The sequence below is a fragment of the Streptomyces sp. NPDC104761 genome, assembly GCF_055583445.1.
The window spans coordinates 681746-707864 of sequence record NZ_JBVJNZ010000001.1; the positions used below are offsets into that span (position 1 = coordinate 681746).

Below are 26119 nucleotides of genomic sequence, written 5' to 3' on the forward strand. Positions count from 1 at the left end.
GAGGCATTGATGCAGCGCGTCTGTTTCCTCCTCAAGGTCCGGCAGGACCGCCTCGCCGAGTACCGCGAACGGCACGCCGCCGTGTGGCCGGAGATGCGCGAAGCGCTCTCCGCCACCGGCTGGCACAACTACTCGCTCTTCCTGCGCGACGACGGCCTGCTGGTCGGTTACCTGGAGACCGAGGACTTCGAGGCCGCCCGTGCGGGCATGGAGGCCACCGAGGTCAACGCCCGCTGGCAGGCCGAGATGGGCCCCTTCTTCGAAGCCCTCGACGGCGCCCGTCCCGACGAGGCGATGAAACCGCTCACCGAAGTGTTCCACCTCGCCTGAACCACGACAGGAGCCGCTCGTGAAGAGACGTACCGTGCTCGGGGCCGCGTTCGCCGGCGCCCTGGCCACCCCCGCGGGCACCGCCCGTGCGGCCGCCCCCGGACCGTCGGTGAGCCGGCAGCAGACCACCCGGCTCGACGCCCAGGCGATCTACTTCGTCTCCTACGACGGCCTGGTCAACAACAACTCCTTCCAGAAGAACGGCCTGTTCACGTTCAAGGGCTACCAGTACGCCGGCTGGTACACCGCCACCGGCGCCGCGGTGATCGGGCGCCGGGTGCTCGGCGGCTCGTCCTGGTCGACCGTGACCCTCGCCCACCAGCTGAAGTCCAGCGACTCGCACAACGTCATCTCCATGGGAGTCTCGAGGACCGACGGCCGGCTCCACATCACCATGGACTCGCACAGCGACGGCTTCTTCTACGTGAAGTCGGTGGCCGGGCTGCTGGACGACCCCGCGGCCACGCCCTGGACCTCGGCCGTCCTCGGCGCCGTACAGACCTCGCTGGACGGGCTGCCGCTCACCTCGCAGTTCACCTACCCGCAGTTCGTGCAGACCCCCGAGGGCGCCCTCCAGCTCAGCTACCGGGCGGGGGTCTCCGGGAATGGCCGCAACGCCCTTGCGGAGTACGGCGGTTCCGGCTGGACCGCGCTGGGGGAGTGGAGCAGCTCCACCGGGACCTACACGAGCGCGCACGGGTCGTCGACCGCCCGCAACATGTACCTGCACGGCATCGACTACGACGCCGGCGGGCGGCTGCACGCCTTCTTCACCTGGCGTGAGCAGTCGGCGTCCGTCATGTGCAACGGCGGTGGCATCACCAACCACGACACCGGCTACGTCTACTCCACCGACCGCGGCCGCACCTGGCGTAACGACGCGGGCGCCCTGGTGGCCACCACCGGCAGCTCGGACACCGTCGCCGTCACCGACTCCGGGCTGGTCGTCGACTCCCTCAACCCCGACCACTCCCTGATGAACCAGGAGAGCCAGTGGACCGACTCCGCCGGCCTCCCGCACGCGATCATCAGCTACGTCCCCGGGCGCTTCGGCCAGTGCACCACGGACTACGTCGCCGACCGCACCGCGAACGGCCGCGCCTTCCACCTCCGCAAGAACTCCGCCGGCACCTGGCAGAAGACCGAGATCCCGGTCCCCCTGAACTCCAGCCAGCGCACCAAGCTGGTCCTTGACAGGTACGACAACGCCTACGCCGTCCTCCCCTACGGCCGGATCGCCGGCGCGTCCAAGGCCTCCGGTCACTCCGACTGGGCGCTGCTTCACGACGGCAGTGGCCTGAACGCCTTCGGCGAGGTCGTCGTCGACGAGCTGCGGGTCAAGGCCGACAACGTGCTGTCGTTCATGTACCAGGAGACGTCGAGCGGTACGACACCCTCCCCGCTCCATGTCGTCGACTTCGCCCTGCCCGCCTGAACCGGACCGGTGTGCGAGTCATGTCGTAATGTGAAGCCCTTCCGGATGTGCCCTTCCGTGCCGTGAAGGCCCCGTCCATGTTTCCTGGAGGTCTCGACCGATGGCCCAGTCGGTGGGTATCAAGGACGTCGCCCGCGCCGCCGGAGTCTCGGTGGGCACGGTCTCGAACGTCATCAACCGCCCGGACACCGTCGCCGGCGAGACCAGGGCGCGGGTGCAGTCGGCGATCGACCGGCTCGGCTACGTCCGCAGCGAGTCCGCGCGCCAGCTCCGCGCGGGCCGCAGCCGGATCATGGGCCTGCTCGTCCTCGACATGGGCAACCCCTTCTTCGTTGACGTGGCCCGCGGCGCCGAGCGGGCCGCCCGGGACGCCGGGCTCGGGGTCATGGTCTGCAACAGCGCGCAGAACGCCGGTGAGGAGGCCGAGTACCTCTCGCTCTTCGCCGAACAGCGGGTGCGCGGCGTCCTGCTCACCCCGGCGGACGCCACCGGCCGCAACATCGAGACCTTCCGCCGGCACGGCATCCCCTTCGTGCTCGTCGACCGGGTCGCCGAGGGCACCACGGAGTGCTCGGTCAGCGTCGACGACGTGGCCGGCGGCGCGCTGGCCGTCCGCCACCTCGTCGACGCCGGGCACCGCTCGATCGCCTACGTCAGCGGGCCGCCCGGCCTCAACCAGGTCCGCGACCGCCGCACCGGCGCCCTGAACGCCCTCGCCGAGGCCGGACTCGGCCCCGACGCGCTGCGCGAGCTGCCGACCGAGCGGCTCGACGTGGCCGCCGGGCGGGACGCGGGCGCCCGCCTGCTCGGCCTCGCCGACCGGCCCACCGCCGTCTTCTGCGCCAACGACCTCCTCGCCCTCGGCGTCCTCCAGGCCATGTACGCGGCCGGGGTGGTCGTCCCGGACGACCTCGCGATCGTCGGCTACGACGACATCGAGTTCGCCGCCGCGGCCGCCGTACCGCTGACCTCCGTCCGCCAGCCCGCCGTCACCATGGGCGCGATGGCCGCGGACCTCCTCCTCGAGGAGACCGAGGAACGCGAGGGACAGGCGCCTCACGAACACCGCCGGGTCGTGCTCCAGCCGGAACTGGTGGTGCGGCGCTCCAGCCTCGCGGCCCGCTGATCGGTGATTCAGTAACGAATTCATGATCCCGGGGGTGGACCGGCCCCGGACATGTGCTGAACTGGGACGCGACCATCCGTCCGTCCCGGGAGAAACGTTGAGCCTCAGCTACCGCCAGCCCGGCGTCGTCCTCACCGACCGCCACTTCACCGTCCCCCTCGACCACGCGGACCCGGACGGTGAGACCCTCGGGCTGTACGCCCGGGAAGTGGTGGCGAGCGACAAGGCGGACCAGGAGCTGCCCTGGCTGCTGTACCTCCAGGGCGGCCCGGGTTTCGGGGCGAATCGTTTCGTCGGACGCCAGGCCTGGCTCGACCGGGCCCTCGCGGACTACCGCGTCCTGCTCCTCGACCAGCGCGGCACCGGCCGCTCCACACCGGTCAACCGGCAGACCCTCCCCCTGCGCGGCGGCCCGGCCGCGCAGGCCGACTACCTGGCCCGCTTCCGCGCGGACTCGATCGTCCGGGACTGCGAGGCGATCCGCCCGCAGGTCACCGGCGGCGCCCCGTGGACGACCCTGGGCCAGAGCTTCGGCGGTTTCTGCACGGTCACCTACCTGTCGTTCTTCCCGGAGGGGCTCAAGACCTCCGTGATCACCGGCGGCCTGCCCTCCCTCGACGCGCACGCCGACGACGTCTACCGCGCTGCCTACCCGCGCATCGAGCGCAAGGTCGCCGCGCACTACGGCCGTTACCCGCAGGACGTCGAGCGGGCCCGCCGGATCGCCGGGCACCTCCTGGAGCACGAGACGCTGCTGCCGAACGGTTACCGGCTCACCGTCGAGGCCTTCCAGTCCCTCGGCCTGATGCTGGGCATGAGCGACGGCAGCCACCGCCTGCACTTCCTCCTGGAGGACGCCTTCGTCCGCACCCCCTCCGGCCCCGAACTCTCCGACGCCTTCCAGGAACAGGTCCAGGGCCTGCTGTCGTACGCGAGCAACCCGCTGTACGCGCTGGTCCACGAACCGGTCTACGGCCAGGACGCGCGCCCCACCGACTGGGCGGCCGAGCGGGTCCGCGCCGAGTTCCCGCAGTTCGACGCGGCCAAGGCGCTCGCCGGCGACGCCCCGGTGCTGTTCACCGGGGAGACCGTGCACCCCTGGATGTTCGAGACCGACCCGGCCCTGCGGCCCCTGAAGGCGGCGGCCGACCTGCTCGCCGCCCGCACCGACTGGCAGCCGCTGTACGACCCGGCCCGCCTGGCCGCCAACGAGGTCCCGGTCGCCGCCGCCGTCTACCACGACGACATGTACGTCGACGCCGGGCACTCGCTGGCGACCGCCCGGGCCGTCCGCGGCCTGCGCACCTGGGTCACCGACGAGTTCGAGCACGACGGACTGCGCACCGGCGCCCCCCGGGTCCTGGACCGGCTCCTCGCCCTCGTCCGCGACGAGGTGTGACCCCCGGCCGGTAATCCGGTTGCGGGCCGGGCGGCTCCGCATAGTCTGCGGCGGTGGAGGAACGGGGGACACCAAGGGCATGAACACGGACACGGAACTGCTGGCCGACCGCTTCCAGGAACACCGAAGCCGGCTGAGCGCGGTGGCCTACCGGATGCTCGGCTCGTTCGCCGAAGCCGAGGACGCCGTCCAGGAGACCTGGCTGAAGCTCGGGCGCGCCGACGCGGACGAGATCAGGAACCTGGGCGGCTGGCTGACCACGGTGGTCGGCCGGGTCTGCCTCGACATGCTGCGCTCCCGTGGCGCGCGCCGCGAGCAGCCCATCGACGAGACCTTCGTCCCGGACCCGGTGATCAGGCCGCTGCCGGGCATCGACCCCGAACAGCAGGCGCTGGAGGCGGACTCCGTCGGGCTCGCCCTCCTCGTCGTCCTGGAGACACTGGAGCCCGCCGAGCGGCTGGCGTTCGTCCTGCACGACCTGTTCTCGGTCCCCTTCGACGACATCGCGCCCGTCGTGGAACGCAGTTCGGCCGCCACCCGCCAGCTGGCCAGCCGGGCCCGCCGCCGGGTCCAGGGGGCCGTCCCCTCGGCCGACCCGGACCTCGGCAGGCAGCGCAGGGTTCTCGACGCCTTCCTTGCCGCCTCCCGGGACGGCGACTTCGAGGCGCTGGTCGCGCTGCTCCACCCCGACGTGGTGCTGCGCGTCGACTCGGGTGCCCTGGTGCGCGGCGCCGCCGCGTCCAAGGTGCTGCGCGGGGCGCGGACGGTGGCCGAACAGGCCCTCACCTTCCGGCAGTTCGCCGAAGCGGCACAACTCGCCCTGGTCAACGGCACCGTCGGCATGGTCACCGCACCCGAGGGGCGCCCGCTCTCCGTCATGGCGGTCACTGTCACCGACGCCCGGATCACCGAGATGTACATCCTGGCCGACCCCGAGCGGCTGGCCCGCCTGGACTTCACCGCCGGTGACGGCTGAGAGCCCTTGAGGGGCGGCGCACGCTCACGGTCCGTCCTCAGCCTGCCGCGCGACAGAGCTCCCCGTTCCGCCGTGCCCGGCCCCGGCCGACCATGGTCCGGTGCATTTTTCCGACCCCCGCCCGGCCGGGTGATCCTGTCCGGGAACCTCGCGGCGGCAATCGACCAGGGCCGGCAGGCCGCCGCCCGGCCGTCTCGCCGTGATCCGCGTCTCAGCCGTCGGTGCGATGTCACATTCCCCGCCGTCGGGCCCCTCCCACATGGCAGAACCAGCTCGAGAGGGGAAACGCGTGAAACTCGTCGTATTCGGGGCCGCCGGCCCGACCGGTCGGCAGGCCACCGCACAGGCGATCGCCGAAGGGCACACGGTCACCGCCGTCACCCGCCGCCCCGCGGAGTTCCCGCTGAGCGACCCTCGGCTGCGGGTGGCCGGCGCGGACGTCCTCGACCCCGGTGCCGTGGCACGGGCCGTGGCCGGCCAGGAGGCGGTGATCTCGACGCTCGGCGTGCCGTACAGCCGGCATCCCGTCACTGTGTACTCCGAGGGCATCACCCACATCACCCGGGCCATGACGGAGCACGGTGTCCGGCGCCTGGTCTGCGTGTCCTCCACCGTGCTCTTCGGGGCGGCGGCCCCCGGCGAGACCTTCTTCTTCCGCAGGGTGCTCGAACCGCTCGTCGCGGGCACCGTCGGGCGCACCGTGTACGAGGACATGCGGCGTATGGAGGAGATCGTGCGCGCCGGCGACCACCGGTGGACGGTGGTCCGCCCCGCCGGCCTTTTCGACGCGGACACCGTCAGCGACTACCGGGTCGCCACCTCACGCCTGCCAGGCCGCTTCACCTCGCGCGCCGATCTGGGAAACGCGCTGCTGAAGGAGGCGGTCGGCGATCTTCACGTACGTGCCTTCGTCGACGTCCGCACCGCGGAAGGCGTACCGGGCATTCTCGACGTCATCCGGAAAGAGGCGTTCGGGGGCAAGAAGTGAGTCCGGAACCGATCGTGCAGCTCAAGAAGGGGCAGGCTCATGGCTGAAGACCGCTTCGTCCTGCTGAAGCCGGGCGCCGTCAGGCCCGGGCGGATCCCGTTGCCGCCCGCGTTCGCGGTCAAGGCGACCACCGACGACGCCGAGGGACGCTTCTCCCTGCTGGAGGTGACCGTGGCCCAGGACATCCCGCGCCATGTCCACCACCGGTCGGACGAATGCGTCTACGTGCTGGACGGAATCCTGGAGATCGAGTACAACGGCCGCACGCACCGAGCGCCCCGGGGAACGTTCGCGCTGCTCCCGCACGGCGTCCCGCACGCTCTTCGCAGCGCCTCCGAGCCACCGCCCCGCGTCCTGCAGATCTCCTCGCCCGGCGGCTGGGAGCGGTTCGTCGAGGACCTGTTCGAGGCGGGCCCAGGCGTGCTCACCGAGGGGCGGCTGGACCCCGTCAAGATCAACCCTGTCGCGGCCGCACACCACCTCACCTACCGGACACAGGGATGAACATGTCCGTACCGCGCCGACCGGCCCCCGCCAGTCCGCAGGACGATCCGGCACAGGCGGCGACCAGTCTCTTCGTCGGCCACCGCGAGCTGCTGTTCTCCGTCGTGTACAACATGCTCGGCAGCGTCGCCGACACCGAGGACGTGCTCCAGGAGACCTGGCTGTCCTGGTCCGGCAAGAACAGCCGGGCGCCGCTGACGGAGATCGGCAACCCGCGCGCCTATCTCGTCCGCATCGCGGTGAACCACGCCCTCGCCCGGCAGACGGCCATCGCCTCCCGCCGGGAGACGTACGTCGGTCCCTGGCTGCCCGATCCCCTCGTCACCGAGGCCACCACCGGCCCCGCCCCGGACGCCGCCGACCACACGGTCCGCAACGACTCGGTCTCGCTGGCGATGCTGGTGGTCCTGGAGACCCTGACCCCGCTGGAACGGGCGGTGTTCGTCCTCCACGAGGTGTTCGGCTATCCCCACACCGAGATCGCCGGCATGCTCGACCGCAGCCCTGCCGCCGTCCGCCAGGTCGCCCGCCGGGCCCGTGCCCATGTGCACGCCCGCCGCCCCCGCTACCGCGCCCGTCCGCGGGTCCGGCGGGAGGCGACCGAACGGTTCGTCGCGGCCGCCCTCGGCGGCGACCTCCAGGCGCTCCTGGAGATCCTCGCGCCGGACGTGACGGTCTGGATCGACGGCGGCGGCGCCCGGCAGGCGGCCGGGCTGCGGCCCGTCCAGGGCCGGGAGAAGGCCGCCCGGCTGCTGGCCGGCTACGCCTCGCGGCGCGCCGGGGACCTGGACGTCCACTACCGCAGCGTGAACGGGGACGAAGCGGCGGTGCTGTTCTCGGGCGACTCCCCGTACGCCGTGATGGTCATGGACCTCACCCCGGACGGCGACCAGGTCTCCGGCGTCTACGTCGTCACCAACCCGGCCAAGCTCACCCACGTACGACCCGACCAGGACCCGGTTCAGTAGCGGGCGCGGCTCGCCAGCAGCGGCGGGTACACCGCGCTCGGCACCCCGTCGACCGTGGCGCCGGCGTACTTGAGCATGGTGCCGACGCGGTGGTTGAGGTCGTGCGGGAAGTTGAGGACCGGGGCGGACACCTCGTCCAGCCGGGCGGTCTGCTCCGGTGTCAGGCGGACGTCGAGGGCGGCCACGTTGGCCTCCAGATGGGCGTGGGTGCGCGGGCCGATCAGGGTGGAGGTGACCCCGGGACGGTTCTGCACCCAGGAGAGGGCGACGGCGGCCGGGCTCGCGCCGGTCTCCTCGGCGACCGCGGCGAGCGTCTCGATCACGGTGAACTGCTCCTCGGTCGGCTGCCCGAGAACGGCCGCCCGCTTCGCGTCGGCGGGTGCGGACCGGTCCCTGCGGTACTTCCCGGAGAGGAAGCCGCTCTTGAGCGGGGACCAGGGCAGCATCCCCATCCCGGCGTCCTGCGCGAGCGGGATCAGCTCGCCCTCGATGGTGCGCTCCAGCAGCGAGTACTCCATCTGCAGCGCCGTCACCGGCGTCCAGCCGCGCAGCAGCGCCGTGGTGTGGGCCTTGGCGGTGAACCAGGCCGGGGTGTCGGAGAAGCCGACGTACCGGATCTTGCCGGCCGTCACCAGGTCGTCCAGGGTGCGCAGGGTCTCCTCGACGGGCGTGGACCGGTCGTGGTTGTGCAGCCAGTACAGGTCGACGTAGTCGGTGCGCAGGCGGCGCAGCGAGTCCTCCAGCTGGCCGACGATCGCCTTGCGGCCGGCGCCGCCGCCGTTGGGGTCGCCGAGGTGCAGGTTGCCGAAGAACTTGGTGGCCAGCACCAGGCGGTCGCGGCGGCCGGGGCGGGCGGCGAGGAAGTCGCCGAGGATCGCCTCGGAGTGGCCGTTGGTGTAGAAGTTGGCGGTGTCGACGAAGTTGCCGCCGAGGTCGAGATAGGTCTGGAGGATCTTCTCCGACTCCTCGACCGAGCAGCCGAAGCCGCCGTCCTCGCCGAAGTTCATCGCGCCGAGACAGAAGGGGCTCACCTTGAGTCCGGACCGGCCGAGACCGACGTACGAGTCGAGTGCCATGAAATGCTCCCTGGACGATGCGTGGGGAATGCGACTCCTCGAGCAAACCAGGCTGAGCTGCGGGAACGTTAGGGCGATCGTACCGGTGGCTTGCACGATCCTGTCACCTTTCCGGGGGAGGGCGTTGCGGTCGTCCTCGGCCGGCGTTTGAATCGGGAGCGTGTCCCTCGACGAACTGCGCTCGCTGATCGACCGGCACGCCCCGCGCGACGCCGACGCCGTCCCCGCGATCGACGGCCTCATGCTGACCCGCGCCGAACGGCCCACGGGGCCGCGCTCGGGCATCGCGGACCCCGTCCTCGCCCTGGTCGCCCAGGGCGCCAAACGGCTGACGCTGGGCGGCCGGATCTACGACTACGGGGTGGGCCAGTACCTGGTCGTCTCGGTCGACCTGCCGGTCAGCGGGCAGTGCACCCGGGCCAGTCGCGAGACGCCCTTCCTGGGTTTCGGCTTCCGGCTGCGGCCCGCGCGCATCGCCGCGCTGCTCCTGGAGACCGGCACCGACCGGCACGCGGGCGGGGTGCGCCGCCGCACCGGGCTGCCCGCGCTCGCGGTCGGCGAGGCGCCCGCCGACCTGGTCGACGCCGCCCTCCGGATGGTCCGGCTGCTCGACCGGCCCGCCGACATCCCGGTGCTCGCCCCGATGATCGAGCGGGAGATCCTGTGGCGGCTGATCACCGGCGAGCAGGGCGCGCTGGTCCGGCAGATCGGGCTCGCCGACAGCAGGCTCACCCAGATCGGCCGGGCCGTCCGCCACATCCGCGAGCACTACACCGACGCCCTGCGCGTCGAGGACCTGGCCCGGCTCTCCGGCATGAGCGCCTCCCCCTTCCACCGGTACTTCCGCGCGGTCACCGCGATGACCCCGATCCAGTACCAGAAGCACATCCGGCTCCAGGAGGCCCGGCTGCGCCTGATGAGCAGCACCGACGACGTGTCCGACGTGGGGTACGCGGTCGGCTACGACAGCGCCTCCCAGTTCAGCCGCGAGTACCGGCGGCAGTTCGGCCGGCCGCCGGGGGCGGACGCGGCCCGGCTGAGACATGCCGACGAGGAGGTCCTCACCGCTCAGTAAGCTGGCCGAATGCCAGAACACATATCCGAACGGGACCGGCTGCGCGGGGACTGCGCCCGCTGCTTCGGGCTGTGCTGCGTCGCCCTGCCGTTCGCCGCGTCGGCGGACTTCGCGGTCGGCAAGCCCGCCGGAAAGCCCTGCGCGAACCTCGGCGGCGACCACCGCTGCGCCATCCACGCCGAACTGCGGCAGAAGGGGTTCAACGGCTGTACGGTCTACGACTGCCTCGGCGCCGGGCAGAAGGTCTCGCAGACCACCTTCGGCGGCCGGGACTGGCGGCGCGGATCCGCCGAGGACGCCCGCCGGATGTTCGAGGCGTTCCCGGTCGTACGCCAACTGCACGAACTGCTCTGGTATCTGACGGAGGCCCTGGAGCTGGCCGCGGCCCGCCCCGTCCACGCCGAACTGCGTGCCGCGCTGCGGAGGACCGAGGAGCTGAGTCTCGGTACGCCCGAGGAGCTGGCCGCCCTGGACGTGGCCGCGCACCGGCAGGAGGTCAACGTGCTGCTGCTGCGGACCAGCGAGCTGGCCCGGGCGGGGGTGCGCGCAAGGAAGCAGGACCGGCGGGGCGCCGACCTGATGGGCGCCCGGCTCAGGGGCGCCGACCTGCGTGGGGCGAGCCTGCGCGGGGCCTACCTCATCGCCGCCGACCTCACCGGGGCCGACCTGCGGGACGCGGACCTGATCGGCGCCGACCTGCGGGACGCCGATCTCGGTGACGCGGACCTCACCGGCGCCTTCTTCCTGACCCAGCCCCAGCTCGACGCGGCCCGGGGCAACGCGCGGACGCGCCTGCCGGCCTCAGTCACCCGCCCGGTGCACTGGACAGCCGTCGCCGTGCTCTGACGCGGGCGCGTCCGGCACGGTCACCGGCGCCGAAGCGGAGGCGGGGGCGGGGGCAGGGGTGCGCCGCTCAAGGCGCAGCCGCAGCCCCTCCGGCATCAGCGTCAGCCGCTCGGTCACCCGCAGCCGGTAGTCCGGGTCGGCCCCGAGGCCGTAGCGGCGCAGCAGCAGGCCGAGGACCAGGGTGGCCTCGTGCAGGGCGAACTGGCGGCCGATGCAGGCGCGTGCCCCGGTGCCGAAGGGCTTGAAGGTGTGCGGCGCCCGGCCCCGTGCCGCCTTGGCCTCGAACCGGTCCGGGTCGAAGCTCTCGGCGTCGGGACCCCAGACCTCGGGGTCCCGGTGCAGCATCGGCGTCAGCACCAGCGCCCAGGCGCCCCGGCGCATGGGGTGCCGCCCCGCCAGCACGGTGTCCTGGCGGGCCTCGCGGGCGAAGGCGGGGGCGGTGGGCCACAGCCGGAGCGACTCGTCCAACACCCGGCGCACGTAACGGAGTTTCGCCACCTGGTCGTAGCCGGGCGCGGGCGTGTCGCCCCAGACGCGGTCCACCTCGGCGGCGGCCCTGGCGGCGATCTCCGGGTGCCGGGCGAGGTAGTGCAGGGCGAAGGAGAGCGCGCCCGAGGTGGTCTCGTGGCCAGCCACCAGGAAGGTGATCACCTGCCGTCGGACGTTCTCGGCGGACAGCCGCTCACCGGTCTGCGGATGGGCCGTCTCCAGCATCCGGTCGAGCAGGTCGCCCTCGCCGCGGCCGGTCCGGCGCCGCTCGGTGACGAGGTCGTCGACGGTGCGGTTGAGGTAGTCGATGTCGGCCGCGTTGCGCCGGGCGGCCTGCCGCAGCATCAGCGGGGCCAGCGGACCGGGCACGCTGTTCAGGCGCTGCGCATAGGTGAGCGTGCCGATCATCGCGGTCACGAAGGGATGCGGCCGGTCCCGCTCGAACGAGCCGAAGTCGTGCCCGAACCCGGTGCGGGCGATCGTCTCCAGAGTCAGCTTGGTCATGTCGCCGGGCACGTCCACCCAGCGGCCGGCCGCCAGCTCCCGGTCCCAGTGGCCGGTCAGCCGCCCGGCCACCGCCACCATCATCGCGTGGTAGCCCTCCATGGCCTCCCGGCTGAACCCGGGCGCCAGCACGTCGTGCGCCAGCTGCCAGTTCGGCTCGTGGTTGTACGCCGTGAACAGGCCGTCCCCGGCGACCGGACGGAGATTGGCCACCCCGAGCCCCACGTGCTTGGCGAACCGCGACTCGTCGGCCATGTCGGCGGCCAGCTCGGCGCCCCACACGAACACGAACTCGTTGCCGAACGCCCTGCGCCGGAAGATCGGGCCCAGCTGCCCGCCGATCCGCATCGAGTCCTGCAGCGGGGTGCGCCGGTCGACGCCCAGGACGTCGCCGAGGAGCGGCAGCCGGCGCGGCGGGTGCGGGATGCGGTGCAGCTCGGGCCAGCCCTGCTCGGCGCCCCGGAACCCCTTCGGCAGGGGGCCGTCCGTCCCCGTCCCCGGCTGCGCGGCCGTCTCCGCCATGACGCGATCTCCCTCGATGCTGCGGCAGGTTGAGCTAGTTGTACGTGGGTTCAATAGGCGGTTTCAGTCTCGTCCCGTTGTTGAACCCACGTCAAGTAAAGTGCGGGCATGGCCCCGAACCAGGGCGAGCGCAGCCGCCGCAGACTCAGCACCGCGGCCCGTCGTGAGCAGCTCCTCTCGGTCGGGGCCCGGCTCTTCTCGGAGAGCCCGTACGACGACGTGTGGATCGAGCAGGTCGCCGAGATCGCGGGCGTTTCCCGGGGGCTGCTCTACCACTATTTTCCGACGAAACGTGATTTCTTCGCGGCGGTCGTGGAGCGGGAGAGCGAGCGGATGCTGCGGATGACGGCCGCCGAACCCGGCGTGCCCGCCCGCGAGCAGCTCACCGCGGCCCTCGACGTCTACCTCGACTACGTCCACACGCACGCGCACGGCTTCCGCGCCTTCCACCGTGCGGAGGCCTCCGGCGACCAGGCCGTGCGCCGCGTCTACCGGCAGGCCCAGGCCGCCCAGGAGCGCCAGATCCTCGCGGCCCTCGCCGCCGACCCCGAGTTCGGCCCCGCCCTGGAGCGGCGCCCCGACACGCGCCTGGCGGTGCGCGGCTGGCTCGCCTTCACCACGCACGTCTGCCTGGAGTGGCTGCGCACCGAGGAGCTGACGCGGGAACAGGTGCGCGACCTGTGTGCGCGGGCCCTGCTGGGCGTCATCTCCTGACCGTCCCGGTCCATGTCCTCACCCGCTTCTCGCCTGCGTGACGCGCCCCGTGCTTGGCGTACTCCCCGATCTTCGCTAGGTTAGGTGAGGCTTACCTAAGGAGGTTTCGGGATGGGTGACGAACAGGCAGCCTGGGCGGCCGGACCCGGTGCGGCGGAGCAGGCCCGGTCCCTGCTGGCCGTCGCGTGGTCGTGCATGGTGACCGCGGACGGCGGCCGTGAGGAGTACGTCGGCGCGCACGCCGTCGCCGACGACGGCCGGGTGCTGCTGCACGTGCCCGAGGACAGCGCCCTGCTCACGGCCGCGATCTGCGCCCCGCGCGGCGAGCCGTCCGCCGTGCTGGAGTTCGCCGACGTCGCGCCCGTCCCGGTGCGCAGCCGCATCCGGGCCCGGCTCTGGATGGCCGGCTGGTTCACCCCGAGCGACGAGCACCTCGTCTTCCGGCCCACCCGCGTGGTGCTGCGCCGGCCCTCCGGCGCGGTGGTCGTCGACCTCGACGAGTTCGCCGCCGCCCGGCCGGACCCGCTGGCCGGCGCCGAGGCCACACTGCTCACCCATCTCGCCGACGCCCACCCGGACGCCGTCGAACGGCTCACCCGGCTCGTCGAGTCCGAGAGCCTGCACGCCGCGACCCGCGTCCAGCCCCTCGCCGTGGACCGGCACGGACTGACCCTGCGCATCGAACGCACCCGTGCCCACGGCGACGTGCGGCTCGCCTTCCACACGCCCGCCGACGACGTCTCCCAGCTCACCGAGCGCATGCACGCCCTGCTGGCCCAGGCGAGCGCGGCCGCCTCCTGCCCGCGGACGCTACAGCGGCAGCGAGCAGACGGCGACCGGTGACGCGAACGGCTCGCCCACGAGCCGCAGTTCACCGCCGGCCCGGTCGACGGTGAAGACGCTCACGGTGCCGGACCGCTGGTTGGCCGCGAACAGCAGCCCGCCGTCGGGAGAGAAGGCGATCTGGCGCGGGAAGTCCCCGTGCACCGGCACCGTGTCCAGCAGTCGCAGCCGGGCCCCGGCGGCCTCGACCGCGTACCTCGCGAGCGTGTTGTCGCCCCGGTTGGCCAGAAAGGCGTAGGCGCCGTCCGCGGTGACCAGGAACTCGGCCGGGTAGTTGGTGGTGCCGGCGGCGCTGCCGGTGGACTGCGGTTCGCCGACCGTCACCCGGCCGGTCGCCGGGTCGTAACCGCAGACCGCGACCGTGTTGCCCACCTCGTTCGCCAGGTACGCGTACCGTCCGCCCGGATGGAAGGTCAGATGGCGCGGGCCCGCCCCCGGCCCGGTGTGCGCCTGCGCGGCCTCGGTGAGCGTGCCCCGCGTGGGATCGAGGCGGTAGCTGTAGACGGTGTCGGTGCCGAGGTCCACGGCGAGGACGTGCCCGCCGTCCGGACTGGTGACGAACTGGTGGGCGTGCGGCCCCTGCTGACCGGGTCCGGGCGCCGGGCTCGCGTGCGTGACCAGGGCCGTGCGCTCGCCGAGGGCGCCCGTGGCGTCGATCGGGTGCACGGCCACACTGCCCGAGGTGTAGTTGGCGCTCAGCAGCCAGCGGCCGGTCGGATGCACCGAGACGTGACACGGGCCCGCCCCGCCCGTGCTCCGGCTGCCCAGGATCCTCCGGTCCGACAGGCGTACGGCGGTCACGCTCCCGGCCGCGCGCTCGTTCACCGCGTACAGCGTCCGGCCGTCCGGGTGGACCGCCAGGTACGACGGGTCGGCGACCCCCGTGAGCGTGCCGGTGCCGGTGATCGCGCCGGTCGCCGGATCGTAGGTGGCGAGGCCGATGCCGGTGCCGCCACCGTCCACGGAGGTGTAGGTGCCGAGGTAGAGCGGGCGGGGTGCCACGGGCGTCCGCGTGGTGGCGGTGGCCGCCGGGCGCGCTGCCCGGCGTGGCCGCTCCGCGGGCGGGGCCGCCGGCGCCGGGACCGCGGCCACCGCGGCCGCGCCCGCCAGCGCGCCGACGAACCGGCGCCTGCTCCAGCCGCCGCCCGTCCCTGCCGTACCCCTGCCCATGCCATGCACCTCAGGTCGTGAGTCACCCCGGACCTGACACACCTTGGCGCGGACCACGGGGGCAGCGCAAGAAAAGCAACGCCAGTTGCATCAGACGCAACGTCCTCACCAGTCGCCGTCCGCCACCGGCTTGCCCTGCGCGTCCTTCAGCGGAACCACCTGCCCCGGGTCCGGCTGCTGCCAGGGCTCCAGGTCGTCGCCGAGCCAGTCGCCGACCGGCTTGACCGCCTCCAGGGTGTCAGGGGCGGCGAGGTCCTGGGCGTCCTGGTCGTAGTAGTCGTACCAGGGCAGTCCCGCTCGGGTGTACGCCGCCCGGTCCACCGGCGACGGCGGGGGTGCCTCGCCCGTGATGCGCCGCCACTGCGGGGGCGTGACCAGGTGCACGAAGACGCGCCCGGCCGGGGTCTCGGCCCAGTCGCCCGGCGGCCGGTCGTCCCCGTACACCTCCTGGCGCATCGAACCGCCGACGCCCAGGCCCATCCCGGCCGGCCCGGCCGCCGGACCCGCGCCGGGGGCCGGGGCGGGCAGAGCGGACATCATCGGCAGGGCCGCGCCGTAGCCTCCGGCCGCGCCGGGCCCGCGCATGCGCTCCCGCCGCAGCCGCTCCTGCCGCAACCGCTCCGCGCGCCGCCACTCGGCGAGCGGGCCGTCCCGGAGGGTGAAGGACTGCAGCTGCACCCCGCCCCACACCTCCTCGCCGGTGACCTGGCCCTCCACCGTGGCGCCCAGCCCGAGCGGCACCGCCACGAACTGGCGGACCGTGCCCTTCCCGGAGTTGATTCCGTCCAGCCACGGCTGGCGGGGCAGCACCAGGTAGTTCTGCGGATTGCGGGACAGCCGGTCACGCCACGGCTCGCCGGAGACCGCGCACACCTTGCCGGCGCCGACCTGGAGCGCGGCCGGTTCCGCCGTGCCCGCGAAGCTCAGCCACATCGCCTCGCGCAGGTACACCGGCAGCATCACCCCGCCCCGCGCCCGCCACTCCTCCGGAACCGTGTCCGGGTAGTCGCTCACCCGCCGCACCGGGAACTCGCCGAGCCCCGGCGGCAGCGGATGCGTGCCCGTCTCCGGCAGCCGCAGCGTGCGCACGAACCGCACCGCGACCCCGCCCGGCAGCCGCAGCGTGTTCCCGTCGATCCGTACCGCCGTGTCCGTCATCGGCGTACCCCCTTCCCCGTCCGTGACGGAGAACGTCCCGGACCGCCGCCGCGGTTCCGCCGCAGCCGCTCCGGTACGCCCACCCGCTCCCGCAGCCAGGTCAGCCACGGCCGCTTGGCCCGCTGCTCCCCTGAAACCCGGTCCAGCTCCTCCAGCAGCCGGCGGGTGCGGTGCTCGGTGTCCAGCTCGTCGAGGAGCCGGTTGACCTCGGTCAGCACGGCGCCGAGCAGCTGCCAGTTCCGGTCGTCGTTGCGGACCTCGTCCTGGAGCAGGTCGGCGAGCTTGTCACGGGTGCCGGCCGCGGCGTGCAGTTCGGCGGCGAGCCGGGCCTCGGCCGACTCGGCGTTCTCGCTGATGCTGGTGGTCACCAGCACCGCGAAGCTGACCACGGCGTCGGCGATCTGGGACAGCAGCTGTTCCACGGCCGTACCCGCGTCCGACGCGAACAGCGGTTCGGGCTCGCGGGCCTTCGCCAGGTCGGTGAAGGTGCGGGCCAGCACACGCAGCACGACCGTGCAGATCTCCAGCGTGTCCAGGCCGGTGCGCAGCACCACCCGGTGCAGCAGGCCCTCCCGGACCCGCGGGTTGAGCCGCAGGCTGTCCTCCGCCTGCCGCAGCGCCGCGTCCACCTCGACGATGGCGTGGTCCAGCCGGCGGGCCTCGTGCAGCCGGGCGGCGGCCTGCTGCCAGGGCATGATCTCCGCCGCCTCCTCGCCCATCCGCAGCATCAGCTGCCGCAGCCGGCGCGCCAGGCCCTCGATCGACTCCCCGGCCTCGTCCACCCATACCGGCGGCGGGAGCAGCAGGTTGCAGCCCATGCCGACGACCGCGCCGATCAGGGTCTCCACGATCCGCGCCCACGCGGTACTGCTGATGGTGGTGACCCCCAGCACCAGCATGGCGCTGATCGCCACCTCCGGGATGTACTCGTCGACGCGCACCAGGTGCCCCACCCCGAGCGAGGCCACGATCAGCAGCGCCAGGCTCCACCAGGTCAGCCCCACCAGCTGGCTGAAGGCGATGGCGACCAGCACCCCGGCCACCACCGCGTTGACCCGGCGGAAGCCGTTGGTCAGGGTGGCGTACAGGGTCACCTGGACGACCAGCAGCGCGGTCAGCGGAGCGGTGAGCGGAGCCGGCTCCGGGCTCAGGTGGAGGGCGACGACGTAGGCGATCGTGGCCGCGGTGGCCGACCGCAGCGTCTGCACGACCACCGGGTCCCGGTGCCGCCGTAGGAGTCGCGACAGCCCCTCGGTCCACTTCCGTACGTTTTGCATCCCTTGGCCTGTTCCCACTCGGGTGTCACGGCGAACGTGTTTTCCACAGATCACTCACGTGCTGGTGGCCGGTTGACCTGAGTCGATTACGGAGGGTCCCCGGTGCGCCGACCGCCCCTCGGCAACCGAACGCCAGACCGACGCGTCTTCGGTACCCGAGGTGCTGAACGGTCTGATGGGGCGGAAGGGTTGGGGGCGATGAACTTCGGCGCGGTGCTGTGCACGGTGGCCGGCCTGGGGCTGCTCGTGGCCGCGGTGCGCGAGGGCTCGGTGGTGCACCGGCTGCGGCGGCACGGGGTGCGCACCTGGGGACTCGTCGTGGACAACGTGCGCACCACCGACCGGAACGGTCCGAAGTGGGTCCCGGTCGTCGCCTTCACGGACCGCCTGGGTTACCGGGTGGAGTTCTCGCCGAGGATCCAGGGCGCCGGCCTGGGGCTGGCCACGGGACGGCAGGTGGAGGTCGTCTACCTCGCGCAGAACCCCCAGATCGCCCGGGTGCGCAGGTGGCGGCACGTCGTGGGGCCGGTGGTGTTCCTGACGTTCGGCGCGCTGGTCTTCCTGGGGTTCGGGGTGCTCATCGCGGTGACGGGCTGAGACGTGCTCATCGCCGTGACGGGCCGAGACCGGGCGAAAACGCCGCGACCGGGCCGAGCGCGATCGGCTAGGGTCGGCCGGCATCGGACCGGTCACAGGGGGGATGGAACTCACGGACCCCGCCACGGCGCGGGGCGCGGCGGCGCTGCGCCATGTGGCCGCGCTGTCCTCGGGGCCGCCCCTCGGCCCCGGCCTGCGCATCACCCTGAACTTCCACCCCGACCGGCTCTCCTCCGGCCTGCCGGTCCTGGAGGCGCTCGCCCGGGACGGCGCCTACCACTCCCAGTTCGTCACCGGTACCAGCAACGGCGGGCTCACCGCGCACCCCGGCGGCGACCGCTGGCGCTGGGAGAGCCGGATCTTCGGCGGGACCTACGACGACGCCCACCCGGCCGAGCGGCCGGTGTACGGCGCGCTGGACTTCCGCCGCCAGGCGGTCGGCGCGGCCCCCCGGTTCGGTTCCTCGCATCTCCGCCTGACCGGCCGCGCACTCCAGCGAGCCACCTTCTGCTACCCCGACAGCGCGGCCGAGCCCACGGACTTCGGCGTGGCCGCCGGCACCCACCTGCTCGCCCTGGCCGAGGCCGACCGGCGGGACCCCCTCAACGACTACATCGAGGCCCAGGTGCACGGCGGGGTACGGCTCGACCGGGACGTCGAGGCCCTGGTCCTGGACGCCTGCTACCGAGACACGCCCGTGGCGGACGCCGCCCGCCGGCTGCCCTTCCCGGTCGAATGGCACCCCGGCTACCGGCTCACCGTGCCCGAACTGCGCCGGCACGCCGACTACCGGGGCCCCGAATACGCCGAACTCGGCGCCGCGATCGCCGAGAAGGGCGTGGTCGACCCCCGGATCATCGGTACCGCGGCCCGCACCGGCCGGTACGCCGTCCAGGACCTGAAGATGGTCTGGCACACGCTGGCCCGCTTCGGTGCCCCGCCGGGCGCGGGTACGGCCTGTGCGGCCGGGGCGGGCGGCCGGACACCCGGCCTGAGCACGCCCAAGGCGTAGGCGCGGGCGACCAGTTCGGTGCGGTTGGCCGCGTCCCAGCGGGCCGCCCTCCTGGACCTGCGCCCGGTCCCCGGGGAAAATCCCGACGAATGGCTCAACTCCCTGGTGGCGGAAGGCCGTTTTGTGGAGGATGTATACGCGTCGAGCTGATCGGCGCCGCCGCCCGCAGCGCCCCGTGAGGGGTGCGGGGAACTGCGCGAGCAACCACGACGAACCCTCCGCCCGCGTACGATCTCCCCCAGCACGGTGCGACCCGGCATCAACCCCTCCTTAGCTCACAGCGTGAACTAAGGGTTGGGAAAATATCGCTTCCGGCCCCCCGAAGGAGTATGTTGCAGGTCGGGCAGGGTTCGTGAAGGGAGCGGAGCCACATGGCGGGGCGGAACGGGCGCACGGTACGCGACCTCAGAAGGGCCAACCGCACGGCCGTACTGCAGCGGCTCTACTTCGACGGCCCCCTCAGCCGCTTCGAGCTGGGCCCGGCCACGGGCCTGAGCTCCGGCTCGGTGAGCAACGTGGTCGCCGACCTGGTCGCCGACGGCCTGGTCGAGGAGGCCGGCAGCGTCGACTCCGACGGCGGCCGCCCCCGCACCCTGCTGCGGGTCGCCCCGCACAGCGGTCACATGATCGGCGTGGACGTCGGCGAGACCCGGGTCCGCGTCGAGCTGTTCGACCTCAACCTCACCGAACTGGCCCGCGTCGAGCGCCCGCTGGAGCAACAGGGCTACGACGTCGAGGTGATCGTCGGCCACATCCGGGACGGCATCGACGAGGTTCTCGCCACCAAGGGTGCCTCGCCCGAACTGCTCCTCGGCGTCGGCGTCGGCGTCCCCGGCATCATCGAGCACACCGAGGACCGGGGCGCCCTCGTGCACGGCCAGACCATCGGCTGGGACGCCGTCCCGCTGGAGGAACTGCTCCGCTCCGGCTGCCGGCTCCCGGACTCCGTGCGGTACTTCATCGACAACGGCGCGAAGACCCTGGGCCAGGCCGAGATGTGGTTCGGCGCCGGGCGCGGCGCGGACAACGCGGTCGTGGTGCTCTTCGGCTCCGGTGTCGGCGCCTGCCTGGTCACCGCCGACGTGGAGAACGGCCGGGCGGTCGAATGGGGACACCTGACCGTACGGGTGCGGGGCCGCCGCTGCCGCTGCGGCGCGCTCGGCTGCCTGGAGGCGTACGCCGGCGCCGAGTCGTTGCTCGCCCGCTGGCGCGAGGAGGGCGGCCGGCCCGACGAGGGCATCGACGAGGAGAGCGCGCTCACCGCGATGCTCGCCGCGGCCTACCCCTCCGAGGGCACCGAGGCCGATCCGGTCGCGCTCGCCGTCCTCGAGGAGACCGCCGAGTACCTGGGTGCCGGCCTCTCCGACCTGATCAACCTCTTCCAGCCCGAGCGCATCCTGATCGGCGGCTGGGCCGGCCTCCAGCTCGGCGCCCGCTTCCTGCCCGCCGTACGCCGGTACGCGACCACGTACGCGCTGCGCCACCCCGCCGAGCAGGTCACCATCGACCTCGGCCGGCTGGGCCCGGACGCGGTCACCGTCGGCGCCGCGATCCTCCCCCTCGCCGACTTCTTCAGCCGCGGCGGCCGCCGCGCGGAACCGGCGACCGAGGACCGCCTCCCCGCCTGGCGCGCGGCCCTGGAGGAACGCACCCCCCGCTGACCTCACGCGCCCCGCCGGTCCCGGGTTTCGCCCGGCTCCGCCGAGGTACTCGGCCCCGCACCCGGAACGAGCGCTCGCGACGAGCTCTCGGAACGAGTCCCGGAACGACGCGAGGGGAGTACGCCGTGGGTGAGAAGCAGGACGGCAAGCCGGTGCCCCGGGACCTGCCGGACCAGCAGGCCGGGTCCGGTCAGGATCCGTGGGAGGCGGCGGAGAGCGGACGGCCCGAGGACCGCGGCGACGGCGGCCTCCCCGACCCCGACGAGGCCGGCGCGGGCCCCGACGGCACACCGCGCTCGGGGTCGGTGCACCCGGAGGAACCGGTGCCCGACGAGCCGTCGGCCTGAGCACCGAAGGACCTGGGAGGAACGCACATGACCCTCGCCGACCGGCTCCGCTCCTGGCCCGTCTACCGCCAGCTCACCGGCCCCGACCGCACCGGCCGGGGCGCGGCCGCGAAGTCCTCGCACACCGAAAACCTGCGCCCCCGCACCGAGGCCGCCGAGCGTGTCGTGCAGTCGGTGTGCCCGTACTGCGCGGTCGGCTGCGGCCAGCAGGTCTACGTCCGGGACGAGAAGGTCGTCCAGATCGAGGGCGACCCCGCCTCCCCGGTCAGCCGCGGCCGGCTCTGTCCCAAGGGCTCGGCCACCCTCCAGCTCACCACCGGGCCCGCGCGGGAGCACCAGGTCCTCTACCGGCGGCCGGGCGGCACCGACTGGGAGCCCCTCGACCTGGACACGGCGATGGACATGGTCGCCGAACGGGTGATCCGCACCCGGCGCGAGACCTGGGAGTGGGAGTACGAGGGCATGCGCACCGCCCGCACCATGGGCATCGCAAGCCTCGGCGGCGCGACTCTCGACAACGAGGAGAACTACCTCATCAAGAAGCTGCTGACCGGCCTCGGCGTGGTCCAGGTGGAGAACCAGGCCCGGGTCTGCCACAGCTCCACCGTCGCCGGGCTCGGCACCTCCTTCGGCCGCGGCGGCGCCACCACCTTCATGCAGGACCTCCAGCACTCGGACTGCATCGTCATCGAGGGCTCCAACTTCGCCGAGTGCCACCCGGTCGGCTTCCAGTGGGTGATGGAGGCCAAGCTGCGCGGCGCCACGATCATCGACGTAGACCCGCGCTTCAACCGCACCAGCGCCGTCTCGGACCTGTACGTACCGATCCGCGCGGGCACCGACATCGCCTTCCTCGGCGGGATCATCAACCACGTCCTGTCCGAGGAGAAGGACTTCCGCGAGTACGTCCTGAAGTACACCAACGCGGCCACCCTGGTCAGCGAGGACTTCCAGGACACCGAGGACCTCGACGGCGTCTTCTCCGGCCTCGACGAGGAGAAGGCCCACTACGATCCCAGCAGCTGGCAGTACGAGGGCGTGGAAGTCCAGCAGCCCACCGGCGAGGCCGACGAACAGTACGACGAACGCACCCGGAAGGCGGCGGGCGCCGAGGCCCACGGCTCCGGCGGCGCCCGCACCGGGCACCGCGCCCCCACCGACGAGACGCTGCGGCACCCGCGCTGCGTGTACCAGATCCTCAAGCGCCACTACGCCCGCTACACCCCCGAGATGGTCGAGAACATCTGCGGCATCCCGCGTGAGTCCTTCCGGAAGGTCTGCGACGCCCTGACCGCCAACTCCGGGCCCGACCGCACCAGTGCCTTCGTCTACGCGGTGGGCTGGACCCAGCACTCCACCGGCAGCCAGTTCATCCGCGCCGCGAGCGTCCTCCAGCTGCTGCTCGGCAACATCGGCCGCCCCGGCGGCGGCATCCAGGCCCTGCGCGGTCATGCCTCCATCCAGGGCTCCAGCGACATCCCGACCCTGTTCAACCTGCTGCCCGGCTACATCCCGATGCCGCACGCCCACGCCGACATGAACCTGGACAACTTCATCGAGGCGAGCCGTACGGTGAAGGGCTTCTGGTCGAACATGCGGTCCTACACCGTCAGCCTCCTCAAGGCGTACTACGGTGACGCGGCCACCGCCGACAACGACTTCTGCTTCGACCACCTGCCGCGGCTGACCGGCTCGCACTCCACCTACGACACGGTCATGGCCCAGCTCGACGGCGACTGCAAGGGCTACTTCCTGCTCGGCGAGAACCCGGCCGTCGGCTCCGCCAACACCCGTCTCCAGCGCCTCGGCATGGCCAACCTGGAGTGGCTGGTGGTCCGGGACTTCTCCCTGATCGAGTCGGCGACCTGGTGGAAGGACGGCCCCGAGATCGAGACCGGCGAACTGCGCACCGAGGACATCGGCACCGAGGTGTTCTTCTTCCCGGCCGCCGCCCACACCGAGAAGTCCGGCTCCTTCACCAACACCAACCGCTGGGTGCAGTGGCACCACGCGGCCGTCGAGCCGGAGGGCGACGCCCGCAGCGACCTGTGGTTCATGTACCACCTGGGCCGCCGCATCCGTGAGAAGCTGGCCGGCTCCACAGACCCCATGGACCGGCCGATCCTGGACCTGGCCTGGGACTATCCGGTCAGCGGCGAACTCGAGGAGCCGGTCGCCGACGCCGTGCTCGCCGAGATCAGCGGCCACGGCCCCGAGGGCGGCCCGCTGAGCGCCTACACCGAGCTCAAGGAGGACGGCTCCACCCGCTGCGGCTGCTGGATCTACTGCGGTGTCTACGCGGACGGCGTCAACCAGGCCGCCCGCAAGAAGCCCGGGTGGGAGCAGGACTGGGTGGCCGCCGAGTGGGCCTGGGCCTGGCCCGCCAACCGCCGCATCCTCTACAACCGCGCCTCCGCCGCCCCCGACGGCACCCCGTGGAGCGAGCGCAAGAAGTACCTCTGGTGGGATGCGGAGGAGGGGAAGTGGACCGGCCGGGACGTCCCGGACTTCGTGCCCGACCGCCCACCCGGCTACGAACCCGACGACGACGCCGAGGGCGTGGCCGCGCTGCGTGGCGACGACCCGTTCATCATGCAGGCCGACGGCAAGGGCTGGCTGTACACCCCGGCCGGCCTGGAGGACGGTCCGCTGCCCACCCACTACGAACCCCAGGACTCCCCGTTCCCCAACGCCCTGTACCCGTCCGTCCCGCGCAACCCGGTGCGCCAGCTGCTGCCCCGGGAGGGCAACCGCTACCACCCGAGCGGCGACGAGAAGGGCGCCGAGGTGTACCCGTACGTGGTCACCACACACCGCCTCACCGAGCACTTCACCGCGGGGGGCATGAGCCGTTGGTCGGAGTATCTCTCCGAACTGCAGCCGGAGTTCTTCTGCGAGGTCTCGCCCGCCCTGGCCCGAGAACGCGGCCTGGAGAACGGCGGCTGGGCCACCGTGGTCACCGCCCGCAACGCGGTCGAGGCGCGGGTGCTGGTCACGGACCGCATCCGCCCCCTGCGGGTCCAGGGCCGCACCGTCCACCAGATCGGCCTGCCCTTCCACTGGGGCCCCAACGGCGTGTCGACCGGAGACGCGGCCAACGAGCTGGTGGCCATCGCCCTCGACCCCAACGCCCACATCCAGGAGGACAAGGCACTCTCCGCCGACATCCTCCCCGGCCGCCGCCCCCGCGGCCCCGACCTGCCGAAGCTGGTCGCCGAGTACCGCAGGCGGGCCGGCATCACCGCGGCCACCGGAACGGAGGTACGCAAGTGACCCAGGAACGCGTCGGATTCTTCACCGACACCTCCGTCTGCATCGGCTGCAAGGCCTGCGAGGTCGCCTGCAAGGAGTGGAACGCCATCCCCGAGGACGGCCTCTCCCTGACCGGCATGTCCTACGACAACACCGGGGCGCTCGGCGCCTCCACCTGGCGGCACGTGGCCTTCGTCGAACAGCCCCGCCCGGACGGCCGTACCGAGCTCCCCCTGGTGGACGGCGGGCCGGCGCCGGTGGACGGCGGGCCGGGCCACGGCGACGGCCCCGGGGACATGCGCTGGCTGATGTCCTCCGACGTGTGCAAGCACTGCACCCACGCCGCCTGCCTCGACGTCTGCCCCACCGGGGCGCTGTTCCGCACCGAGTTCGGCACGGTCGTCGTCCAGGAGGACATCTGCAACGGCTGCGGCTACTGCGTGCCCGCCTGCCCCTACGGCGTCATCGAGCAACGCCCTGCCGACGGGCGGGTGTTCAAGTGCACGCTGTGCTACGACCGGCTCGGCGCGGGACAGGAGCCGGCCTGTGCCAAGGCCTGCCCGACCGAGTCCATCCAGTTCGGTCCCCTCGACGAACTCCGCGAGCGGGCCGCCCTGCGCGTCGACCAGCTGCACGAACAGGGCGTCGCCGACGCCCGGCTGTACGGCCACGACCCGGACGACGGTGTCGGCGGCGACGGCGCGTTCTTCCTGCTGCTGGACGAACCCGAGGTGTACGGGCTGCCACCGGCCCCCGTGGTCACCACCCGCGACCTGCCCGCCATGTGGAAGCACGCGGGCGTCGCCGCCCTCTCCCTGCTGGGCGGTGCGGCCGCCTGCTTCGCGGCCGCGGCCGCGGCAGGAACGACGACAGGAAGGGGCCGGCGATGAGCGAGCCGGAGCGCGGCGGGCGCAGGCGGCGCGGCCGGGGCGGCCGGGGTGAGCAACCGGTCGTTCCCCGGGCCGAGTTCGAGTCCTACTACGGCCGTCCGGTCATCAAGCCGCCGTCCTGGGCCGCCCCCGACATCGCCGGGTACTTCTTCCTCGGCGGGCTGGCGGGCGCGGGGTCGGTCCTGGCGGCCGGCGCGCACCTGACGGGACGTACGACGACCGCCACGGCGCTCAAGGTGTCGTCGCTGACCGCCGTCTCCCTCTCGGCCGCCGCGCTCATCCACGACCTGGGCAGGCCGGGCCGGTTCGCGAACATGCTGCGGGTGTTCAAGCCCACCTCGCCGATGAGCATGGGTTCCTGGCTGCTCGGGGCCTACGGGCCCGCGGCGGGGGCGGCCGCCGCCAGCGCCGTCAGCGGCCGGCTGCCGCGGCTCGGGGGCGCGGCGACCGGCGCGGCGGGGCTGCTGGGACCGGCGCTCGCCACGTACACCGCGGTGCTGGCCGCCGACACCGCCGTACCGGCCTGGCACGGCGCCCACCGGGAGCTGCCGTACCTGTTCGCCGCGTCGGCCACGGCCGCGGCGGCCGGCATGGCCCTGGTGACCGGGCCGACCCTGGAGAACACGCCCGCGCGCTGTGCGGCCGGGCTGGCGGCGCTGGCCGACGCGGCGGCGGAGCGGGCCGCCGAGCGGCGGCTGGGCCTGGTCGCCGAGACCTGGAAGGACGGGCGCGCCGGGATGCTGCTGCGGGCCGCGCGGTTCCTCACCGCGGGCGGTGCGCTCGGAGCCGCCCTGCTCGGCGGCCGGCGGGTGCCCGCGGCCGCCTCCGGGCTCGCGCTGCTGGCCGGTTCGGCCTGCACGCGGTTCGGCGTGTTCGCGGCGGGCGTGGCGTCTGCGGAGGACCCGAAGTACACCGTGGTCCCGCAGCGGGAGCGCGCCGAAGCCGCCTGACCCGCCGGGC

Annotated in this window: 24 protein-coding genes and 1 pseudogene; 19 read left to right on the top strand and 6 right to left on the bottom strand. The window is 73.0% G+C overall.

Annotation, left to right across the window (positions count from 1 at the left end):
* Positions 1 to 9: 9 nt before the first annotated feature.
* The 8 genes from ACZ63F_RS03150 to sigJ (ACZ63F_RS03185) all read left to right on the top strand — a co-directional run bounded on the left by ACZ63F_RS03150 (position 10) and on the right by sigJ (ACZ63F_RS03185) (position 7726).
* Positions 10 to 330, top strand: a complete 321-nt coding sequence (locus ACZ63F_RS03150; protein WP_469708157.1) for an L-rhamnose mutarotase — start codon at positions 10 to 12, stop codon at positions 328 to 330.
* Positions 331 to 349: 19 nt separating this feature from the next.
* A complete protein-coding gene (locus ACZ63F_RS03155) occupies positions 350 to 1765 on the top strand; it encodes a BNR repeat-containing protein (RefSeq protein ID WP_469708158.1) in 1416 nt (471 codons plus the stop codon).
* 100 nt (positions 1766 to 1865) lie between these two features.
* On the top strand, positions 1866 to 2891 hold the full coding sequence (locus ACZ63F_RS03160) for a LacI family DNA-binding transcriptional regulator (RefSeq protein ID WP_469708160.1): 1026 nt from the start codon (positions 1866 to 1868) through the stop codon (positions 2889 to 2891).
* A 97-nt stretch (positions 2892 to 2988) separates the two neighbouring features.
* On the top strand, positions 2989 to 4290 hold the full coding sequence (locus tag ACZ63F_RS03165) for an alpha/beta fold hydrolase (RefSeq protein ID WP_469708162.1): 1302 nt from the start codon (positions 2989 to 2991) through the stop codon (positions 4288 to 4290).
* Between the two features lie 79 nt (positions 4291 to 4369).
* On the top strand, positions 4370 to 5266 hold the full coding sequence (sigJ, locus tag ACZ63F_RS03170) for an RNA polymerase sigma factor SigJ (RefSeq protein WP_469708164.1): 897 nt from the start codon (positions 4370 to 4372) through the stop codon (positions 5264 to 5266).
* 289 nt (positions 5267 to 5555) lie between these two features.
* Positions 5556 to 6254 (top strand): NAD(P)-dependent oxidoreductase, encoded by a 699-nt coding sequence (locus tag ACZ63F_RS03175; protein ID WP_469708166.1) that lies wholly within the window; start codon positions 5556 to 5558, stop codon positions 6252 to 6254.
* A gap of 39 nt (positions 6255 to 6293) precedes the next feature.
* Entirely contained in the window at positions 6294 to 6758 is a 465-nt protein-coding gene (locus ACZ63F_RS03180; RefSeq protein WP_469708168.1) for a cupin domain-containing protein, read from the top strand.
* 2 nt (positions 6759 to 6760) lie between these two features.
* Complete coding sequence (gene sigJ, locus ACZ63F_RS03185; RefSeq protein ID WP_469708170.1) at positions 6761 to 7726, top strand: RNA polymerase sigma factor SigJ; 966 nt, start codon at positions 6761 to 6763, stop codon at positions 7724 to 7726.
* Here the strand turns inward: sigJ (ACZ63F_RS03185) and ACZ63F_RS03190 are convergent.
* Positions 7720 to 8802, bottom strand: a complete 1083-nt coding sequence (locus ACZ63F_RS03190) for an aldo/keto reductase (RefSeq protein WP_469708171.1) — start codon at positions 8800 to 8802, stop codon at positions 7720 to 7722. The two genes, sigJ (ACZ63F_RS03185) and ACZ63F_RS03190, sit on opposite strands and share 7 nt — an antisense overlap.
* 160 nt (positions 8803 to 8962) lie before the next feature.
* Here ACZ63F_RS03190 and ACZ63F_RS03195 point away from each other — a divergent pair, with 160 nt between their 5' ends.
* Together ACZ63F_RS03195 and ACZ63F_RS03200 are read left to right on the top strand one after the other, a co-directional pair.
* Positions 8963 to 9877, top strand: a complete 915-nt coding sequence (locus ACZ63F_RS03195) for an AraC family transcriptional regulator (RefSeq protein WP_469708173.1) — start codon at positions 8963 to 8965, stop codon at positions 9875 to 9877.
* 9 nt (positions 9878 to 9886) lie between these two features.
* Entirely contained in the window at positions 9887 to 10723 is an 837-nt protein-coding gene (locus tag ACZ63F_RS03200) for a pentapeptide repeat-containing protein (protein WP_469708174.1), read from the top strand.
* On the opposite strand, the gene ACZ63F_RS03205 is transcribed toward ACZ63F_RS03200, so the two are convergent.
* Positions 10679 to 12238 (bottom strand): cytochrome P450, encoded by a 1560-nt coding sequence (locus ACZ63F_RS03205; RefSeq protein ID WP_469708177.1) that lies wholly within the window; start codon positions 12236 to 12238, stop codon positions 10679 to 10681. The genes ACZ63F_RS03200 and ACZ63F_RS03205 overlap by 45 nt on opposite strands.
* Before the next feature lie 108 nt (positions 12239 to 12346).
* Between ACZ63F_RS03205 and ACZ63F_RS03210 the strand changes: the two genes are divergently transcribed.
* Together ACZ63F_RS03210 and ACZ63F_RS03215 are read left to right on the top strand one after the other, a co-directional pair.
* Positions 12347 to 12952: a TetR/AcrR family transcriptional regulator gene (locus ACZ63F_RS03210; protein ID WP_352358578.1), complete on the top strand. Its 606-nt coding sequence runs from the start codon at positions 12347 to 12349 to the stop codon at positions 12950 to 12952.
* 111 nt (positions 12953 to 13063) lie between these two features.
* Positions 13064 to 13795 carry a DUF2470 domain-containing protein gene (locus ACZ63F_RS03215; protein WP_469708179.1) on the top strand — a complete coding sequence of 244 codons (732 nt, stop codon included), beginning with the start codon at positions 13064 to 13066 and terminating at the stop codon, positions 13793 to 13795.
* On the opposite strand, the gene ACZ63F_RS03220 is transcribed toward ACZ63F_RS03215, so the two are convergent.
* The 3 genes from ACZ63F_RS03220 to ACZ63F_RS03230 all read right to left on the bottom strand — a co-directional run bounded on the left by ACZ63F_RS03220 (position 13763) and on the right by ACZ63F_RS03230 (position 17400).
* On the bottom strand, positions 13763 to 14965 hold the full coding sequence (locus ACZ63F_RS03220) for a lactonase family protein (protein ID WP_469708181.1): 1203 nt from the start codon (positions 14963 to 14965) through the stop codon (positions 13763 to 13765). The two genes, ACZ63F_RS03215 and ACZ63F_RS03220, sit on opposite strands and share 33 nt — an antisense overlap.
* A gap of 105 nt (positions 14966 to 15070) precedes the next feature.
* Positions 15071 to 16123: a hypothetical protein gene (locus tag ACZ63F_RS03225; RefSeq protein ID WP_469708182.1), complete on the bottom strand. Its 1053-nt coding sequence runs from the start codon at positions 16121 to 16123 to the stop codon at positions 15071 to 15073.
* The gene (locus tag ACZ63F_RS03230; RefSeq protein WP_469708184.1) at positions 16120 to 17400 is read right to left on the bottom strand and encodes an FUSC family protein; all 1281 of its coding nucleotides are present in this window, start codon (positions 17398 to 17400) and stop codon (positions 16120 to 16122) included. The genes ACZ63F_RS03225 and ACZ63F_RS03230 overlap by 4 nt, the downstream gene beginning before the upstream one ends.
* Before the next feature lie 198 nt (positions 17401 to 17598).
* Here ACZ63F_RS03230 and ACZ63F_RS03235 point away from each other — a divergent pair, with 198 nt between their 5' ends.
* Both ACZ63F_RS03235 and ACZ63F_RS03240 read left to right on the top strand, forming a co-directional pair.
* Complete coding sequence (locus tag ACZ63F_RS03235; protein WP_469708185.1) at positions 17599 to 17997, top strand: DUF3592 domain-containing protein; 399 nt, start codon at positions 17599 to 17601, stop codon at positions 17995 to 17997.
* A 103-nt stretch (positions 17998 to 18100) separates the two neighbouring features.
* Complete coding sequence (locus tag ACZ63F_RS03240) at positions 18101 to 19009, top strand: DUF3626 domain-containing protein (protein WP_469708187.1); 909 nt, start codon at positions 18101 to 18103, stop codon at positions 19007 to 19009.
* Here ACZ63F_RS03240 and ACZ63F_RS03245 read toward each other — a convergent pair.
* Positions 18967 to 19062 (bottom strand): annotated as a pseudogene (locus ACZ63F_RS03245) (diguanylate cyclase); the annotation flags it as partial. The gene ACZ63F_RS03240 and the pseudogene ACZ63F_RS03245 sit on opposite strands and share 43 nt — an antisense overlap.
* A gap of 318 nt (positions 19063 to 19380) precedes the next feature.
* Here ACZ63F_RS03245 and ACZ63F_RS03250 point away from each other — a divergent pair.
* The 5 genes from ACZ63F_RS03250 to nrfD all read left to right on the top strand — a co-directional run bounded on the left by ACZ63F_RS03250 (position 19381) and on the right by nrfD (position 26109).
* The gene (locus ACZ63F_RS03250; protein WP_469708189.1) at positions 19381 to 20670 is read left to right on the top strand and encodes an ROK family protein; all 1290 of its coding nucleotides are present in this window, start codon (positions 19381 to 19383) and stop codon (positions 20668 to 20670) included.
* Between the two features lie 125 nt (positions 20671 to 20795).
* Positions 20796 to 21017 (top strand): hypothetical protein, encoded by a 222-nt coding sequence (locus ACZ63F_RS03255; protein ID WP_469708191.1) that lies wholly within the window; start codon positions 20796 to 20798, stop codon positions 21015 to 21017.
* A 27-nt stretch (positions 21018 to 21044) separates the two neighbouring features.
* Entirely contained in the window at positions 21045 to 24290 is a 3246-nt protein-coding gene (gene fdh, locus ACZ63F_RS03260; protein WP_469708193.1) for a formate dehydrogenase, read from the top strand.
* Entirely contained in the window at positions 24287 to 25159 is an 873-nt protein-coding gene (locus ACZ63F_RS03265; RefSeq protein ID WP_469708195.1) for a 4Fe-4S dicluster domain-containing protein, read from the top strand. Before fdh ends, ACZ63F_RS03265 begins: the two co-directional genes overlap by 4 nt.
* The gene (nrfD, locus tag ACZ63F_RS03270) at positions 25156 to 26109 is read left to right on the top strand and encodes an NrfD/PsrC family molybdoenzyme membrane anchor subunit (protein ID WP_469708196.1); all 954 of its coding nucleotides are present in this window, start codon (positions 25156 to 25158) and stop codon (positions 26107 to 26109) included. Before ACZ63F_RS03265 ends, nrfD begins: the two co-directional genes overlap by 4 nt.
* Positions 26110 to 26119: the final 10 nt, after the last annotated feature.